Genomic DNA, 15,011 nt, shown 5'->3' on the forward strand with positions numbered 1-15,011 from the left:
GTGGCGATGGGAAGCCCATCGTTCCAGCGCTTGATCAAGACGCGGGGAGGCGCGGTCACAATATCCGGCGCAAAACGAGCGTCGCTCAAGGGCTCATCCAACTCGGGGGCCCGCGTTGGGGCGAACGCCTCAAGATCTTCGCGACGTACCGGCTTCATCGAGATCGTCTTGACCATCTCCTGCCGGTCGTAGCCCGCATCCTCCACGTCCCGGGCGTCGAGTCGATTGGTGTCGCCCTCAAGGTCCTCATCCAGGACGCTCTCCGGCACACGAAACGCGGGCATCTCCAGGCTCAACCCATCCAGATCGGAGGGCGCGGCGTGGTTCTTGTTGACCTCCTCGGTCAACTCGATCACGTCGCTCTCCTCATCGAGGTGCGGCCCGATCTCGGGGGACTTATCGGCAGAATTTGGCACGAATTCAAACTCCTCGCAGCCCCGGTCGGGCGCAAACATCAGCCTCACCATGCTGGCCACCAGCCAGCCTCTTCGGGGCGCTCGTGCGGCCGCGTCGCGCAGGCCACGCGCGTGGGTTTTCACCGGGTGTGAACGCCCGACGAGTGTAGCGCAGGGGGTGCAGGCTCACAAGTGCTTACCTGGCGTGGAAACGTCGCCGGGCCTCACACTCAACCCTCCAGCGCGCCGAGACGCTCTCCGAGACGCACGACGTCGCCAAAGCGCAGATCTTCGCGGAAGCGGAAGGTCGGCTCACTGATCAGCACGATGACGGTGGAGCCCAGGTTAAAGACCCCCAGCTCGTCGCCGTGATCCACGTGAAGATCTTCGCGCGGTGAGAAGTCTTCGCGGCGGCGGAAGGTGCCGTTGGTCTCAAAGCCGTCAAAGGCAAGCCCGATGCGGCCCACACAGGTGGCGCCGACCTTGACCACGCCCACCCGGCCCAACGTTTCGGTGTTCAGGTAGCTGATCAGGCGCTCGTTGACCGCGAAGAGCTCATCGATGTTGCGCACCGCGAAGGGGTTCACCGGAAAGAGGTATCCCGGGATGTAGCTGATCGCGTCGACCTGACCGCCCACCGGAGCATGAATGCGGTGATAATCGCGCGGCGAGAGGTAGATCGTAATGAAGGCGCCGCCGTCAAAGCGCGCGGCCTCTTCGGCGCTGTCGACCAGGTCGAGCAAACGGTAGGTGCGGCCCTTGGCCTGCAAGAGCGTGCCGGCGTTGATGTTTCCGAACGCGCCAACCTTGCCGTCGACCGGGCTGACCAGCGTGTCGGCGTCGTGGCTCTCGATATGACGCGCCCCGCTGCGGAGCCGACGGGTAAAATAGGCGTTGAGGCTGTCGTACTCACGAGGGCTGCGCTCTCCCTCGGCCACGTCGATGCCCGCCAGCTCGGCAAAGGAGCTGTTGACCACCTTCTGGATCGGCCGCGGAAGCTCGACTTCACTGACCACGCCAAAGGCGCGGCTGACCAGGTTTTTGGGCAACCTTTCCAAAACCTTCACCGCCGCTTTTTCCATCACCATCGCGCAACTCCTCAACCCGCTTTGTCGAATTCACTCGGTGCCGTCGCCACCGCGGCGCCAGCGCCGCTCAGAGATGCCCGATGGCCGCGGGCGCGTCAATCTTCGGCGGCGGAATCCACCGTCGCGCGCCGGTGTTTATGGTTGGTATATGTACCCAGCATGCCGATGATGCCCCCCCATCGGGGCGATGGGACGTTCTCTTAAACGACCTAGATGACGAAGGATCACACGATGCGACGCACCGAGATGACCAAACAGAACGCCCGCTCCAAAGGCTACCTGGCGCTGGGCTCGGCGACGGCGACGGTCGCGCTTGCGGCGATGCTCTCCTCCACGGTGCTGGTAGCCGGCGTGCCGGTGACGGCCTGGCTGACCTACCGCTGGCTTCGTTACCGCGCCGAATGGGGCCTGCGTTTCTAAGCACGATGCTCTCGCCGAAGGCTCGCCCTTGATGTTGCGCCTGTAGAATCTCCTCCTCTATACTCCCGGCGCAGCACTGGCAGTCATTTTAACCCACCCGGCGGGCAGCTCTTATGACGCGATATTTTGGGATTCACACTCTGGAAGGGGAGTGGCACAGCCTGCTTCCGCGCTACGCCCTGCTCTCGGATCGCCTCGAAGGCAAGCGCGTCCTGGATATCGGTTGCGGCACCGGCATCGGCTCCTCATTACTGCTGGAGCTGGGGGCGGAACACGTCGACGCCATCGATCACCGCCCGGCGGTGCTCGAGCTCGCGCGAATGAAACACGCCAAGCAGGGCCTCGATTTCCATGTGATGTTCTGGGAGGAGCTGGGGTTTCCGGATCAGACCTTCGACATGGTGCTCTGCCTGGATCCGACCTCCCCGGTGACCGATCTCAACCTGTTGGCCGAGATCAAGAGGGTGCTCAAGCCCGGCGGGGAGTACGTATGCGCCGTGGAGCGACGCAACATCCAGGGCGTCGAGAGCTTGCTGCCACGCTACGGCTACAACGACAACGCCGAGAGCGTGGAGCTCAACCGCACCGAAGATCGGGTCCCGCAGATCGGCAACCTGCGTCAGTGCTTTGAGACGGTCGTCTCGGTGTTGCAACAACCCCGATACAGCTATGTCTTCGACTTCAACTGCGAACGCGAAGGCAGCTCGGAGCGCCCCTACACCATGCGCAAAGCGTCGGGTGAGCCCGATGAGAGTGGCCTGTGGGTGGGCGATGCCCCGCGGGAGGACAGCGCGGAGAACACCGACCAGCGCCCCGGACGGTGGCTGGGCATCGATGAGCAGCTCTGGGAGCATGAGGGCGACGCTTCCAATGTGGAGCTTCTCTTCTGCGGCGACGCGCACATGCCGCCCCCCACCCTGCGCGAGGTTCGCATGCCCTACTCCGGGCTGGTGGACCGGCTGCACAGCCTGATCTCGGACCTTCAGATCCGTCAGCATCCCTCTCAGCGCGATCCGTCCTTTGGCGACGTGGTCGAATCGGGCGGGGGCTTCTCCGAGCGTGAGACCACCTCGGAGTTTCGCGCGCTCAATCACTGGGCTCTGGAGAAACGCAGCCGGCGTGCCAGCGCGGAGCCTCCCCAGCCCTACGACTACGGGCAGCGTTCGGCGCGCGCTCAGGCCGACCATCAGCGTGGCCTCGATCAGATCCGCGATCAGCTCGAACAGATGACCTACCTCTACCAGCAGGTCCGCGCCGATATGGAGGATCTCTTCGTGCGCACCCGCGCCGAGCTCCATGAGCGCGACCGCTACATTGAGCACCTCGTCGACACGGTGCACCGCTGGCAGCATCACGCCTACGCCGAGAGCGACGATCAGCCCACGGGCGTCTACGAGCTCCCCCTCGACGAGCAGGACCGCTCCTTTGATCGGGAGACCACGGGCATCTTCACCAAGCCTCTCTCCTATGTGAAAGCCGAAGATCAGCAGATCGACGCTGAGGCCACCGGAGAGCGCGCCTCGGATGGCGACGTCGCCGCCTGTGATCCGGACGATGAGGCCGACGAGAGCGGGGAGTACAGTCTGGAGGAGCTCTCCTCGGAGGCTTCCGAGGCGGAGTCGGATGCCCGGGATTCCGAAAGCGCTGAGCCTGAGACGTCACACTGAATTGCAATCTGCTGGGAGCTCGTATGGCTGTTGATGTGTTTCGTCGCGCTGCGGCGTCGCTGCTTGTGGTCGCCGCGGCCGGTGCCCTGATGCCCGAGGCCCGGGCGGCGGGCTTTGAGGTCGGTGAAAACACGACCCGCTCGCTGGCCCGCGGTGGGACCGGCGCGGTCAATAAGGCCGACCCGTCGGCCCTTTATTTTAACCCGGCGCTGCTTCCGCGCGCGCGCGGCCATCAGGTGTTGCTCAACGCCAACCTGCTCAAGCTCAACCTGGGGTTTCAGCGCGACGACCTGGTGCTGCGCGGCCGCAACGAGACGCGCACCAAGACCTTCGGCCCGGTGCAAAACGAGGGAGGCTGGTTCCCGGCTCCGTTTCTGACGGCGAGCTTCGATGTGGGCCCGGAGAACTTCGCGCTGGCCGTCGGAGCGTTTGGCCCCAGCGCCTACGGCCGCCCCTGCTACGGGGCGATGGTCGACGGGGAGTGCGCCTTCGATCCGGAGAGCCCGGCGCGCGGGATGCTCGTCAGCGAAGATCTCTTCCTGGCCTATTTTAGTCTGGGGGCGGGCTATGAGTTTGAGCTCGGCCCTCAGCGCTCACTGGCCATCGGTCTCACCGCGATCGCCGCTTACCAGGACACCAGCTTCAGCATCGCGGTCGAGAGCGATCCGAACGTCTCCCCGCCCTGGTCCGAAGATCCGCGTGCGGAGGCCTACTTCCGCGCCGAGGATCTTCAAGCCTGGCGCCCCAGCGCGATTGTGGGCGTGGCCTACCAGGATGGCCCGATGCGCCTGGCGGCCTCCTACCGTCCGCCGATCCACTGGGAAACACAGGGAAAGGCGACCGTCGAGCTCCCCGAGTTTTTAACCTCCACCGGCGCTTACCTCACCGATGATGCGATGACCTTCTCCACCTGGCAGGCCGGCTCGCTGCGCCTGGGCTGGGGGATGGAGCTGGGAGAGCACCCGGCTGACGCCGAGCGCGCGCGCTTCGATCTGGAGGTCAACGCGGTCTGGGAGAACTGGTCGCTGGTCGAGTTTTTCGAGATCGACATTGCCGGCGACATCGAACTTGCCGATGTTCCCCCCGATGAAAACGGCAACCCTCCGCGCATCCCCATCTATCCGATCTACCAGGTCAAAAACTACCAGGACGCCTACAGCCTTCGCGCCGGGGCGAGCTACGGGATCAATCGCTACATCACGGCGCACGGCGGCGCGATGATGGAGACACCTGCCCAACGAAACGCGCACACCACCGTGGACTTTGTGAGCTGGGAGCGTTACGGGTTGAGCGCCGGCGCCAGCGTGCACCTTCCGGCAAACCTGGAGCTGGAGCTGGGCTACATGCACATCTTCTCGCCAGACCGGCAGGTGAGCCGTGGCGCGATCTACAACCCGATCCCCATGAGCCAGTGCGCCGGCCCTGAGTTTGACCACCCCAGCTGCGAAGAGGCTGGAACACCGCCCGGCAATCCTCAGAACGAGGGCAGCTGGACGGCGTCTTTTCAGCTGCTGAGCGCCGGCGTCACCTGGCGCTACTGATGCGACGTATTGCACCTTTCCGAAGCCTCCTACGGACCCCACCCGCATGAGCCAAGATCCCCACAGCCCCGCCCCCTCTCGCCCCGGCGGCCGCCTCGTGCTGGCCGATGATGGCGCGATCTTAGAGGCGCCCGACTTCTTTAAGCAGGCGCTCTATCTGGAGCATCGCGACGCTCCCTCGATCTACCACCTCTTTGATCCGACGCAGGCGCCCTTTCTGTCGGTGACGCGCATCTTCCGTCACCCCTACGGGGCGACCGAGACCCACGTCAAAGTGGAGGGGCTCTTTGGCACGCGCCGCAGCTTTCGTTACTGGCAGGTCGACGCCTACATGCCCGGCAGTGTGGCGTTCTACATCGTCGATGAGACCGCGATCACCCAGACTCACGACTGGGACTACCGCCGGCTGCGGCGCGAGATCTTAAAAGACGTGCAGAACTCGCTCTCGGCGCATTTTAAAAACCGCCTGGCCACTGTGCAGCTTTTGGCCGAAACGCTGCGGGATGCCCCGCAGCTGGTGGAGCAGTCGGCGCCGCGCATGCTGGCGGCGGTCGACGAGCTGAAGTCCGCGCTCAATCGGGTGATCACGGGTATCCCCGACGTGCAGGCGCACACCGACTACAAAGATCAGCCGGTGCGACTGGCCGACCTGGAGGCGGTGATCAGCACCTGGGGAAGTCGCGAGGTTGAGGTGCGCTGCGAGGTGCGCGAGGTCGATATGGGCACGCTGATCGCGGCCTCCTCGATTGAAAGGGTGGTGCTGCCGGTGGTGGAGAACGCCATCGACGCCTCGCGCGCCGGCAAGAAGGTGGAGATCACCATCGAAGAGCTCGACGAGGGGTTTGCCCACATCGTGGTCCAGGATCATGGCGAGGGCATGAACGAGCGGGTGCGCAAACGCGCCGAAGATCCCTTCTTCACCACGCGCCCCGGCCACCTGGGCATGGGGCTGGCGCACGCGCGTGAGGCGCTGCGCGACGCCGGCGGCCAGTGGCGCTTTGAGACTGAGCCGCGCAAAGGCACCCGCGTCACCCTGCTCTTGCCGGTGACCACGACCTCCCAACTTTTTCGATCGTACTGAGTGGGGCGCCGCGCGCCCCTGACGGCGCGCCGCTTTAGAGCAGCAGGGCGCGCACGCTCTCCTCAATGCGCGCCTGATGCTTGCGCATCAACGCCTGGGTGAATCCCACCGTCATGCGGCGCTCGGTGACCACCAGCCACAGGTAGTTCATCTCGGCCATCGGCACCGAGACAAAGGTGGCCCGCTGGCTGCTCAGCACCATGCTGTCGGCCTGCTCGCCAAGTGGAAGCCCTTCAAGCAAGGCGGCGGTCATGCGGTAGAGATCGCTGTGGAAGGCATCGGCGCCAGCCGCCTCCAGCGGGTCGCCCTGCGAGAGCGAGGCCAGCGACATGCCGGTCTCGCGATCCACCACGCTGGTGTGCAGCCAGCCGGGGAGCTCGGTGGTGATCTCGGTGAGCAGCTCGTAAAGCGTAGACGACATGCAAATCTCTCAGATGCGGGGAGGGACGCTCAGGCGTCGGGGAGCACGTTGGAGCGAGTCAGGCGGCGGCCGAGCTGGCGCATCAGCACCAGGGCGATGCCCAGGCTGGCCTCGCGTTCGACGATGGCCAGGTGCACATACGGGGTGCCTTCGAGCGCGCGGATCAACACATAGTCGCCCGCCATCGCCATCTGCATCTCTTCGAGGGCATCGTCCGGGTAGAGCGCGCGGACCGAGCGGTGCGCCCGACGAAAGACCTCGGCCAGTCGCACCGAGAGCTCCGACTCATCGAGCGCGGTGTCACCGCGCAACGTCAGAAACTCCAGGGCCTGCCCCTGCTGCGCGTTCACAAGACCGGTGGCGCGAAGCCCGGGGCATTCGCGCACGAACTCTTCGAGCAATGAATCCGGCGCTCGCGTCGACTGACCCTCCGCCGGGTTTGCAAGCTCTCCGGCGCTCGTCTCCGCGTGGCGGCCGTTAAGCGCGGGGGCGGCGAAGAGCTCAAACTCCCCGCTCTCTTCGGTGACCACGACCTGCGCGCTGACCGCGGACATGCCCGGGGAGGTCTTGCGGCGTTTGCGCCCGGGGAAGTCGCTCTGGGAGACGGCCGGTCCCATCTCGACCTCCGAGAGCTCTTCGATTCCCGGGGAGCTCGGCGCGGCGGCCGGCGGGGTTTGCGGCTGCGCCAGCGGCGCAGCCTCTTCAACAGCGCCGCCGGAGGCGGCGGCCATCTCATCGAGCTCAGCCTGCGAGAAGAGAAGCGCGGCGCTCGATGAGCTCTCCGCCAGCCCGGGCTGGCTGGGCTCGGTCTCAAAGGTGGAGGCAAACATCGTCGCCGCCCCCACCCCCATCGGCGTCAGCGAGCGGCTCGGCGCGAAGTCATCGTCATCAAGATCGAGGTCGAGCACCGGCTCCACCTCACCGGCGACCTCACCGCCGATCGAGGGACCGGCCTGCTGCTCTTCTTCAAAGCGCTGCTCATCGGTGCGGCGCACCCCTTCGAGCAAAAGATCCTGCCAGCCCATATCAATGGTCGCCGGCACCGACTCAAAGTCGGACTGCATGAAGATGTCGCCCTGTCGCAGGGCGAGCATCTGGTAGACCGCCTCCGGCCCGACCTCCCCGTCAAACTCCGCGTGGGTCACTTCGCCGGCGTCAAAGACGATGCGGCCGCGGTGATCGCGGTGCTTCAGGTGCAAGAGCGCGGTGCGCTTGGCCAGGCAGAGCATCTGGATGATGTCGGTCAGCTCCAGATCGCTCAACACGCCCTGGAAGCCCTCTTTCTCATTGAGGATCTCCAGGATCGCGTCGCGCACTTCATCGACCGTAAAGGGCTTCTCGATGTAGTGGCTGATGCCGATGCGCTCGGCGAAGTTCTGGATGCGGTGGGTACCAAACGCGGTGATGATCATCACCCGGGCGTCCGGCGCCATCTCTTTGGCACGCAGGATCAGCTGAAACCCGTCAACCGCCCCCGGCATCTTGATATCCGAGATGAGCAGGTCGATGGGCTGGTCGTCCAGAATGCGCAGCCCTTCTTCCCCGGAGCGCGCGGTGTGGACGGCGATGTCCTGGCGCTGAGGAAAGAGGTTGCGCTCCAGCGCCCACAGCAGATGTTCCTCTTCGTCGACGATCAATATATGGTACATCTTCGCCATCGGCTCCGGTCACGGTCTTAAGTCTGGTGCAGGCCACGTGTTCAATCAACCCGCCAAGCGTCTCGCTCATCGCCCCTCGAACCCGCCTGCGCTCGGGCCGCGGGTGCGTTTTGTTGAAGCGGGCGCGGGGGCCCAAAACGCGCCCTATATAACCACGCTTTCCTTACCCCGGCAAGGGAGGGTCGAGCGCTCCGATGGCGCATCTGCGGCGATAAAACGGGCTCTTTTTGTGGTCTTTTGTAGCGCGTTGATCTCGGCCTGCGCTGCGCCGAAGGCCTCGTCCTCGCCCCCTTCCGAGGACGCGATGGTCGGCGCTCCCGAGCCCGGCGCGACGACGTCCTACGCGCCGGCTCCGGCCCCAACATCGACCCAACGCGGCGCGCTCTGGTACCAGATCGATCTGAGCGGCGAGGCGCTGCGAGTGCGGCTGCGCATCAACGCGCCGCCGACTTCGGCGAGTTTCTTTCTGCCGGGCCCCTGGGCCGGCCAGGATGATTTTGATGACCGGATCGTGGTGGAGTCCACCCGGGGCCCGGCGGGCGCACTACCGATGCACCTGGTGCGCGAGGCGGGCCGCATCGACGTCCAGGCCGGCGATGTCGCCTGGCTGGAGCTGACCTACCGGGTGCGCCCGCCGCGCGCCGGGGAGCCGGATTCGCGCTTTCATCCCCGGCGCACCGCCGGCGAGCTCTTTGCTTACGCCCCCACGATCTTTGTCTTGCCCAGCGAGGGGCTCGCCCGACAGGTGCGTGACATCCCGGTCGAGGTTCACACGCCCCGCGGGTGGAACGTCAGCGCGACCTGGCCGCTGCACGCCGCGACCCGCCTGAGCGCCCGCGGCGACAGGCAGATCACCGGCTATCTGGCAGAAAATGTCCGCACGCTTCGCGACGCCTTCGTGCTCGCTGGCGAGGATCTTCCCTCGCGCCAACTCGCGCTCGATCCCGGCACGCTGACCGTGGTTCAGTCGCCGACGATGCGCTTTGGCATCGATGAGCTGGCCGGCCCCTCGGCGCGTATCGTGCGGCGCTTTATGGCGCGCTACGGCATCTACGACAACGTCGTAGCCGCGATCCTCCCCAACGATGCCTCGGCCGAGGGCAGTGAGCTGCAGGGCATGGGGCGCCGTGGTGGCTTTGTGGTGCAGGTGCCCCGTCATCAGCAGATGGGCCCGGAGCTTTTGCTTCTGATGGCCCACGAAGCCCTGCATATGTGGAACGGTCACGAGCTCGTGCCGGCGCCTGAGGCCGAAGCCGAGACGCGGTGGTTTAAGGAGGGGCTGACCCACTACCTCGCGCTAAAAGCGCTGGCTCAAGAAGGGCTGGTGGATCGCCGCACGGTGCTGCGCGAGCTAGCTGCCGCCGCCCGACACTACAGTCAGAACCCGCTGGCGCGCCGGGAGGCGGCCAACGACCTTGATCGGGCGCGCTTTCCTTACGACCGCGGCCTGCTCATCGCGCTGAGCCTGGACGTCGCGCTGAGTGAGGCCAGCCAGGGGCGAGTTCCACTGGAGCGCTGGCTTGAGCAGCTGCTAAAGCCACACCTGCGCGACACCGCACGCGCCTACGACACCGCCCTGTTGGAGCGCGCGTTTCGGGAGATCTGCGACGATCTGGGTCCGTTGCCCATCGCGCGTTTTGAGACGCTGGTGCGCGATGGGCACCCCATCGACCCACGCGCGCTCTTCACCGAACTCAACCTCCACTGGCTTTCCCCAAGCAGTGGCGGCCCCGCGCGCCTGCTCCCCATTGATGGGGAGACGGCCGCGTTTGACCTGCTCTTTGAAAGCGACGACCTTCGCTGATACCGCGCCCCATCGGCACATTGAACCGGTATTAAAATGACCTGCTCTCTGGAGGATGCATGTCCCACCCCGACCGCACGATCATCGCCCTGGAAGAGTGCTCCTTTGGACTCGATGGGGGCGCGATGTTTGGCATCATCCCGCGCCCGCTCTGGGCCAGGACCAACCCCCCCGATGACGCCAACCGCATCGCGATGAGCGCGCGCTGCCTGCTGATCCTCGATCCGGATCGCGTCACCCTGATCGACACCGGCATGGGCGTGGGCTTTAGCGACAAAGAGCGCGACATCTACAACATCGCTCACCAGGACGCCGGTCTGCGCGACGCGTTGCGCCAGCACTCGCTGACTCCCGAAGACGTCGACGATGTGATCCTGACCCACCTGCATTTTGATCACGCCGGCGGGCTGCGCACCCCGGACGAGGAGGGCACGCTGCGGCCCACCTTCCCTAACGCGCGTCACTGGGTTCAGCGCCAGAATTGGAGCTGGGCGCACAGCCCCAGCGCCCGCGACGGCGGGAGCTACCGGCTGCAGGATTTCGATCTTTTTGACGCCGACGACGCCCCTCCCCTCCATCTCATCGACGGCATCGCGGAGCTCTTTGCGGGGGTGGAGGTGCTGCCGGTGCACGGTCACACTTTTGGCATGCAGGTGGTCAAGATCGAGGCCGCCGGCCAGACCTACGCCTTCGTCGCCGACCTCATCCCGACCGCATCCCACCTGCGCGATCCCTATGTGATGGGCTACGATCTTCAACCTCTGAAGACGGTCGAAGAGAAGCGCGAGCTGCTCTACCACGCGCGCCGCGAAGACTGGATCCTGATCTTCGAGCACGACCCCACCACGGCGATGGCACGCATTGATGTCGACGCCCGCGGGCGCGTGATCCCGGCGCCACTGGAGACATTATCCCACACCTGACCACCTGAATCTTTGCGCGGGCTTGCCGTCACTGTTAGCGTGCACTTATTGCGTGGACGTTTATTCGACGAGGCGAGGCATGCGCGAGAGATTCTTGAAGACCGGACCGCCCTGCGGGGCGGCGCTGCTGCGGGCATTGATCCTTCTGATGGGGCTGCTCTGCGCGCTGCCTCTGGCGGCTCAAGAGGTCGCCGAAGACACGCCCGCGCCGGCGCTCTCCGCCGCCGAGTTGGGTGCGATGAAGGCGCGAATCTCCGAGCTTCGGCGTCAGGCTCGCGCGCTGCGTCAACCCGCCACCCACACGCGGGCGCTGACCCTGGACGAGGCGCTGGGTCAGATCCCTCGCCCGCACTCCCCGGGCAATATCTACCGCTGGGTACGCGACACCATCGCGTTTGAGCCCTACCCGGGCGCGCTGCGCGGGGCTCAGGGTACGCTCATCGCCGGCTCCGCAAACGCAGTGGACCAGGCTCTCCTGACGAGCGCGCTCTTACGCCGCGCCGGTCACACCACCCGTTTTGCCACCGGCCGGCTTCACGACACCGACATTCGCGAGGTGCTCACACGGCTGGCGTCTACGGCGCGTGTGGAGCGCAACGGAGAAGCCGCTGACGCCCGGGCGGCTGGCATCGATGCGACCCTTGTCGCCCGGCTCCGCGATCATATCTGGGTAGAGGTTGAGCACCGTGGCGAGTTCATCGCCGTCGACCCCATCGCCGCGCCCCTGGTGGGGATGACGCCGGCGCGCACGCAGGCGACGCATGAGCAGCTCCCCGACGACTGGGCCACCACGCTTGAGGTTGAGCTTGCGGGCCATCTTAAAGACACTCAGCGTATCAGCCACCTGACCGTCTCCGGCCCTCTCTCGCGCTACGCGTACCGCACGTTGACGCTGGGCTTCGAGGCCGATCCGACGCGTCGACGAGGGCGTATCCCCGTGCTCTTCGTCGGCGACCAATCCAGCCGTGGGCAGGCCATCCCGGTCGACGCCCTGGAGTCACTGGAGCTGAACTTTCGGCTCAAGAGCGGCGCGCGGGAGCAGCGCTGGACGCAGACTCTGTATCGCAGCGCTGCGAACTTCGACATCTTCGCCTTCGACGCGCAGCATTTTAGCATCACGCTGATGCCGGGGTGGTCTTCCGACGGCTGGCTGGCCAGGCGCTCGGAGGCCGCGGCTGAGGCGGCGCTCTCCGCCTTGCAGAGCTATGCCGACGCCCTGGCCAGCGACGACGCAGACGACGACACCCTCGCCGCCGACACGGTGATGCACGAGCTCAGCGCGATGATGCCGGCGGCGTTTATCCGCAGGCTCGACCGCAGCATTGTTCAGAGTGCGCACCGGCTGGGAGTGCGGCCGGTGCTCAGTCAACCTCGAGCCGTGGTCACCGCCTCATTGCAGCGCGGCGACCAGGTCTTTGTCGATCTTCAGCTCTCCGGGGATCGCGTCGATGCGCTGCCTCTGGGAGAGGTTCCGGCGGTGGCCTCCGCCGCCTTCGGCGGCTTGTACGGCCACCTCCTCGACACACTCACCGCCGAGTTTCTCGAGCAGCACGGCGGCCGCCAGATGCTCACGGTCGCGCGCATCTTCGGGCGCGCTACCCATCAGCGGGTGGCCTTCACCACCATCGACGCCCGCAGCATCGAGAAACTCGACGCGCTGCGCGTCAATGAGGTGCTCCGCAGCAGCCTTCGCGATCGCGTCCGGCGCCAGGGGCGCGTGATCCTCTCGCCGGTTCAACCGGTGGAGGTCGACGGCGTCGCGCGTTTTGGGTGGTGGTCGGTCGACCCGTTGAGCGGCGGGATGCGCGCCCACCCCACCGACGCGCTCTTGGCGCAGGTCGAGCATGGCGAGAGCAAGACGCTCTCCACCGCACGCCATCTCGACCTCCACGCAGAGCTCGTCGCGCGCAGCCTTCGAGCGGCAGCGTCCACGATATCCCCCCCGTCTCTCGATGGTCCTTCCATCTGCGTGGCCACACGCGAGTTACTCGCGCTGAGTCGCGCCTTCTGCGCCACAGAGAGCGCAATCGCCTCTCCGGAGCTTGAGGTCTGCCTCCAGGATCCTCAAGGCGGCCAGGTCCCTATCAGCGCCTCCGCCGACATGCTGGGACTCGCCGGCGGCAGCTGCGTGGAACGTCTGGCCACCACCCGCTGCGGGGCGGTCTACACACGTGCGGTCGCCCAGGGCGAGCTCGTGGTTCGCCACGGAGAACCCGACGCGGCAGCAAATGCCGGGATTACGCCACCGGCGCCGCCATGCCCCTGAGCTCCTGCTCACTGAAGCGCTTCACACTGGCAAACTCCCCGCGCACTTCATCGAAGCGAAAGAGCGTGGCCCCGTCGGCCTTACCCTGACGCACCGACACCACCAGGTAGTCGGTGTCGGGGTAGATCGGCTCCAGCGGCTCGTCGTCGCTATCGCGCGGAAAGGTCGCCGCAGCGATGTCTTCGGCGCTGAAGTAGTCACCCACATCGGGGTGACTATGCACGATCACCGCCAGCGCCTCTCCGCGCTCATCAGCGCGCACAAACTCCATCGGATCGATCATGTAGAAGTCACGCGCGGTGCGCGGATACTGCTCCGGGTCGAGACGATGGTACTTGTCGGCGACGTTCTCACAGCCGTGAAAGCGCCAGGCGCCCTCCCCCTCCAGAATCAGCCCACACCCTTCTTCCGGGTACGCGCGCGACACCCAACGCGTCAGCTCGTCGAGCAGCGCCGGGGTCCAGCGCGCGTCGATCGTCTTTGAGGATGAAACCATCGGATCACTCTCCAAAGTAGCGGTCAGCGTGGTCGCAGATCACGGTGACGATGACGCCTTCATCAAGCTCACCGGCCACCTGTAGCGCGGCGAACACGCTGGCGCCGGCGGAGTTGCCGCAGGCGATGCCTTCTTCGGCGGCCATGCGCTCAGCCATATCCCAGCCGTCTTCGGTCTCCAGCCACATCAGCCGATCGAGCTTCGATTCATCGTAGATCCCCGGCTTGATGGAGCTGGGCATATGCTTGAGCCCCTCCAGGCCGTGAAACGCATCGGCGGGCTGGCACCCGATCACCTGAATCTGATCGTTGAACCCTTTGAGCCCGCGCCCCGTCCCCATGACCGTGCCGGAGGTTCCGGTGCAGGCCACAAAGTGAGTGACGCGCCCGCCGGTCTGCGCCCAGATCTCCGGCGCGGTGGTCAGCTCGTGGGCGCGCGGGTTTGAGGGGTTCCCGTACTGATTGGCGTAGAAGTACTTGCCCTCGTTGTCTTCGGCCACGAGCTTGCGAACCAGGCGAATCGCCCCGTCGCTGCCCTCCATCGGATCGCTGTAGATGATCGTTGCGCCGAAGGTCTCCACGATATGCTTGCGCTGCGGGGAGACGTTCTCCGGCATCACCAGATGCACCTCCACGCCCATCGCCGCACCGAGCATCGCGTAGGCGATGCCAGTGTTGCCGCTGGTCGCGTCGATGAGGATCTGACCATGTCCCAGATCGCCGCGCTCAAAGGCGTCGAGCAAGATCTGGCGCGCGGGGCGATCCTTGACCGAGCCGCCCGGGTTCATGCTCTCGAGCTTCACCCAGACCTCGACCGCCTCGGGAAGCCCCGCGCTCACCCTTCGCAGACGCACAAGCGGGGTGTTACCGACCTGATCCACCAGCGACTCTCGCCGCTGCGGCGGGCGATTGGCCTGCAGACGTCCGGTCCATGCGGGGTTGACGCTCATCGCAGACCACCGGCGATCGCGGGCACGATCGAGAGGGAGTCCCCATCGCTGAGCGAGGTCTCCAGCTTGTCCTGAAAGCGGATGTCTTCCTCGTTGGCAAAGATGTTGACGAAACGGCGCACGCTGCCGTCGTTGCCAAAGATCTTGGCCTTGAGCTCGGGGTGCGCCTCCGCGAGGTTGGCCAGCGCTTCACCAACGGTGCTGCCTTCAACACTGACGACTTCCTGGCCTTCGGTGAACTTGCGAAGCGGGGTAGGGATGCGGACATTGACGCTCATAATAGCTCCTGATTTCTTTTGGGT

The 15,011-nt window shown here is 65.6% G+C and carries 14 protein-coding genes; 7 read left to right on the forward strand and 7 right to left on the reverse strand.

Features of this window, described 5'->3' with window-relative positions; all coding sequences use genetic code 11:
• Positions 1-467: hypothetical protein (locus FRC96_RS17520; protein WP_146976367.1), on the reverse strand; the 467-nt coding region annotated here is incomplete at its 3' end.
• A 158-nt stretch (positions 468-625) separates the two neighbouring features.
• A complete protein-coding gene (gene asd, locus FRC96_RS17525) occupies positions 626-1,483 on the reverse strand; it encodes an archaetidylserine decarboxylase (protein WP_146976369.1) in 858 nt (285 codons plus the stop codon).
• Between the two features lie 231 nt (positions 1,484-1,714).
• Here asd and FRC96_RS17530 point away from each other — a divergent pair, with 231 nt between their 5' ends.
• The 4 genes from FRC96_RS17530 to FRC96_RS17545 all read left to right on the forward strand — a co-directional run bounded on the left by FRC96_RS17530 (position 1,715) and on the right by FRC96_RS17545 (position 6,192).
• Complete coding sequence (locus FRC96_RS17530; protein WP_127779024.1) at positions 1,715-1,903, forward strand: hypothetical protein; 189 nt, start codon at positions 1,715-1,717, stop codon at positions 1,901-1,903.
• Positions 1,904-2,016: 113 nt separating this feature from the next.
• On the forward strand, positions 2,017-3,570 hold the full coding sequence (locus FRC96_RS17535; protein WP_146976370.1) for a class I SAM-dependent methyltransferase: 1,554 nt from the start codon (positions 2,017-2,019) through the stop codon (positions 3,568-3,570).
• Between the two features lie 23 nt (positions 3,571-3,593).
• Positions 3,594-5,111 carry an OmpP1/FadL family transporter gene (locus FRC96_RS17540; protein WP_146976372.1) on the forward strand — a complete coding sequence of 506 codons (1,518 nt, stop codon included), beginning with the start codon at positions 3,594-3,596 and terminating at the stop codon, positions 5,109-5,111.
• A gap of 46 nt (positions 5,112-5,157) precedes the next feature.
• Positions 5,158-6,192, forward strand: coding sequence for a sensor histidine kinase (locus FRC96_RS17545; RefSeq protein WP_146976374.1), 1,035 nt, complete (start codon positions 5,158-5,160; stop codon positions 6,190-6,192).
• Positions 6,193-6,226: 34 nt separating this feature from the next.
• On the opposite strand, the gene FRC96_RS17550 is transcribed toward FRC96_RS17545, so the two are convergent.
• Together FRC96_RS17550 and FRC96_RS17555 are read right to left on the reverse strand one after the other, a co-directional pair.
• The gene (locus FRC96_RS17550) at positions 6,227-6,613 is read right to left on the reverse strand and encodes a hypothetical protein (RefSeq protein WP_146976375.1); all 387 of its coding nucleotides are present in this window, start codon (positions 6,611-6,613) and stop codon (positions 6,227-6,229) included.
• Positions 6,614-6,642: 29 nt separating this feature from the next.
• Positions 6,643-8,271, reverse strand: coding sequence for a DUF4388 domain-containing protein (locus tag FRC96_RS17555; RefSeq protein WP_146976377.1), 1,629 nt, complete (start codon positions 8,269-8,271; stop codon positions 6,643-6,645).
• A gap of 304 nt (positions 8,272-8,575) precedes the next feature.
• Here FRC96_RS17555 and FRC96_RS17560 point away from each other — a divergent pair, with 304 nt between their 5' ends.
• The 3 genes from FRC96_RS17560 to FRC96_RS17570 all read left to right on the forward strand — a co-directional run bounded on the left by FRC96_RS17560 (position 8,576) and on the right by FRC96_RS17570 (position 13,264).
• Positions 8,576-10,075, forward strand: coding sequence for a hypothetical protein (locus tag FRC96_RS17560; RefSeq protein WP_146976379.1), 1,500 nt, complete (start codon positions 8,576-8,578; stop codon positions 10,073-10,075).
• Positions 10,076-10,134: 59 nt separating this feature from the next.
• Positions 10,135-10,998: an MBL fold metallo-hydrolase gene (locus FRC96_RS17565; protein WP_146976381.1), complete on the forward strand. Its 864-nt coding sequence runs from the start codon at positions 10,135-10,137 to the stop codon at positions 10,996-10,998.
• 79 nt (positions 10,999-11,077) lie between these two features.
• Positions 11,078-13,264: a transglutaminase domain-containing protein gene (locus tag FRC96_RS17570; protein WP_146976382.1), complete on the forward strand. Its 2,187-nt coding sequence runs from the start codon at positions 11,078-11,080 to the stop codon at positions 13,262-13,264.
• Here FRC96_RS17570 and FRC96_RS17575 read toward each other — a convergent pair.
• From FRC96_RS17575 to FRC96_RS17585, 3 genes are read right to left on the reverse strand one after another with little or no spacing between them, the layout of a single operon-like run.
• Complete coding sequence (locus FRC96_RS17575) at positions 13,236-13,760, reverse strand: Mov34/MPN/PAD-1 family protein (RefSeq protein ID WP_146976384.1); 525 nt, start codon at positions 13,758-13,760, stop codon at positions 13,236-13,238. The genes FRC96_RS17570 and FRC96_RS17575 overlap by 29 nt on opposite strands.
• A gap of 4 nt (positions 13,761-13,764) precedes the next feature.
• The gene (locus tag FRC96_RS17580) at positions 13,765-14,709 is read right to left on the reverse strand and encodes a PLP-dependent cysteine synthase family protein (RefSeq protein WP_146976386.1); all 945 of its coding nucleotides are present in this window, start codon (positions 14,707-14,709) and stop codon (positions 13,765-13,767) included.
• Complete coding sequence (locus FRC96_RS17585; RefSeq protein ID WP_146976387.1) at positions 14,706-14,987, reverse strand: ubiquitin-like small modifier protein 1; 282 nt, start codon at positions 14,985-14,987, stop codon at positions 14,706-14,708. The genes FRC96_RS17580 and FRC96_RS17585 overlap by 4 nt, the downstream gene beginning before the upstream one ends.
• Positions 14,988-15,011: the final 24 nt, after the last annotated feature.

Source organism: Lujinxingia vulgaris (assembly GCF_007997005.1).
Classification (GTDB): Bacteria; Myxococcota_A; Bradymonadia; order Bradymonadales; family Bradymonadaceae; genus Lujinxingia.

Coding starts and splice junctions, on each gene's coding strand:
- FRC96_RS17560 (WP_146976379.1), top strand. CDS start 8,576: ATGGTCGGCGCTCCCGAGCCCGGCGCGACGACGTCCTACGCGCCGGCT.
- FRC96_RS17540 (WP_146976372.1), top strand. CDS start 3,594: ATGGCTGTTGATGTGTTTCGTCGCGCTGCGGCGTCGCTGCTTGTGGTC.
- FRC96_RS17530 (WP_127779024.1), top strand. CDS start 1,715: ATGCGACGCACCGAGATGACCAAACAGAACGCCCGCTCCAAAGGCTAC.
- FRC96_RS17580 (WP_146976386.1), bottom strand. CDS start 14,709: ATGAGCGTCAACCCCGCATGGACCGGACGTCTGCAGGCCAATCGCCCG.
- FRC96_RS17570 (WP_146976382.1), top strand. CDS start 11,078: ATGCGCGAGAGATTCTTGAAGACCGGACCGCCCTGCGGGGCGGCGCTG.
- FRC96_RS17575 (WP_146976384.1), bottom strand. CDS start 13,760: ATGGTTTCATCCTCAAAGACGATCGACGCGCGCTGGACCCCGGCGCTG.
- FRC96_RS17535 (WP_146976370.1), top strand. CDS start 2,017: ATGACGCGATATTTTGGGATTCACACTCTGGAAGGGGAGTGGCACAGC.
- FRC96_RS17550 (WP_146976375.1), bottom strand. CDS start 6,613: ATGTCGTCTACGCTTTACGAGCTGCTCACCGAGATCACCACCGAGCTC.
- asd (WP_146976369.1), bottom strand. CDS start 1,483: ATGGTGATGGAAAAAGCGGCGGTGAAGGTTTTGGAAAGGTTGCCCAAA.
- FRC96_RS17565 (WP_146976381.1), top strand. CDS start 10,135: ATGTCCCACCCCGACCGCACGATCATCGCCCTGGAAGAGTGCTCCTTT.
- FRC96_RS17545 (WP_146976374.1), top strand. CDS start 5,158: ATGAGCCAAGATCCCCACAGCCCCGCCCCCTCTCGCCCCGGCGGCCGC.
- FRC96_RS17555 (WP_146976377.1), bottom strand. CDS start 8,271: ATGGCGAAGATGTACCATATATTGATCGTCGACGAAGAGGAACATCTG.
- FRC96_RS17585 (WP_146976387.1), bottom strand. CDS start 14,987: ATGAGCGTCAATGTCCGCATCCCTACCCCGCTTCGCAAGTTCACCGAA.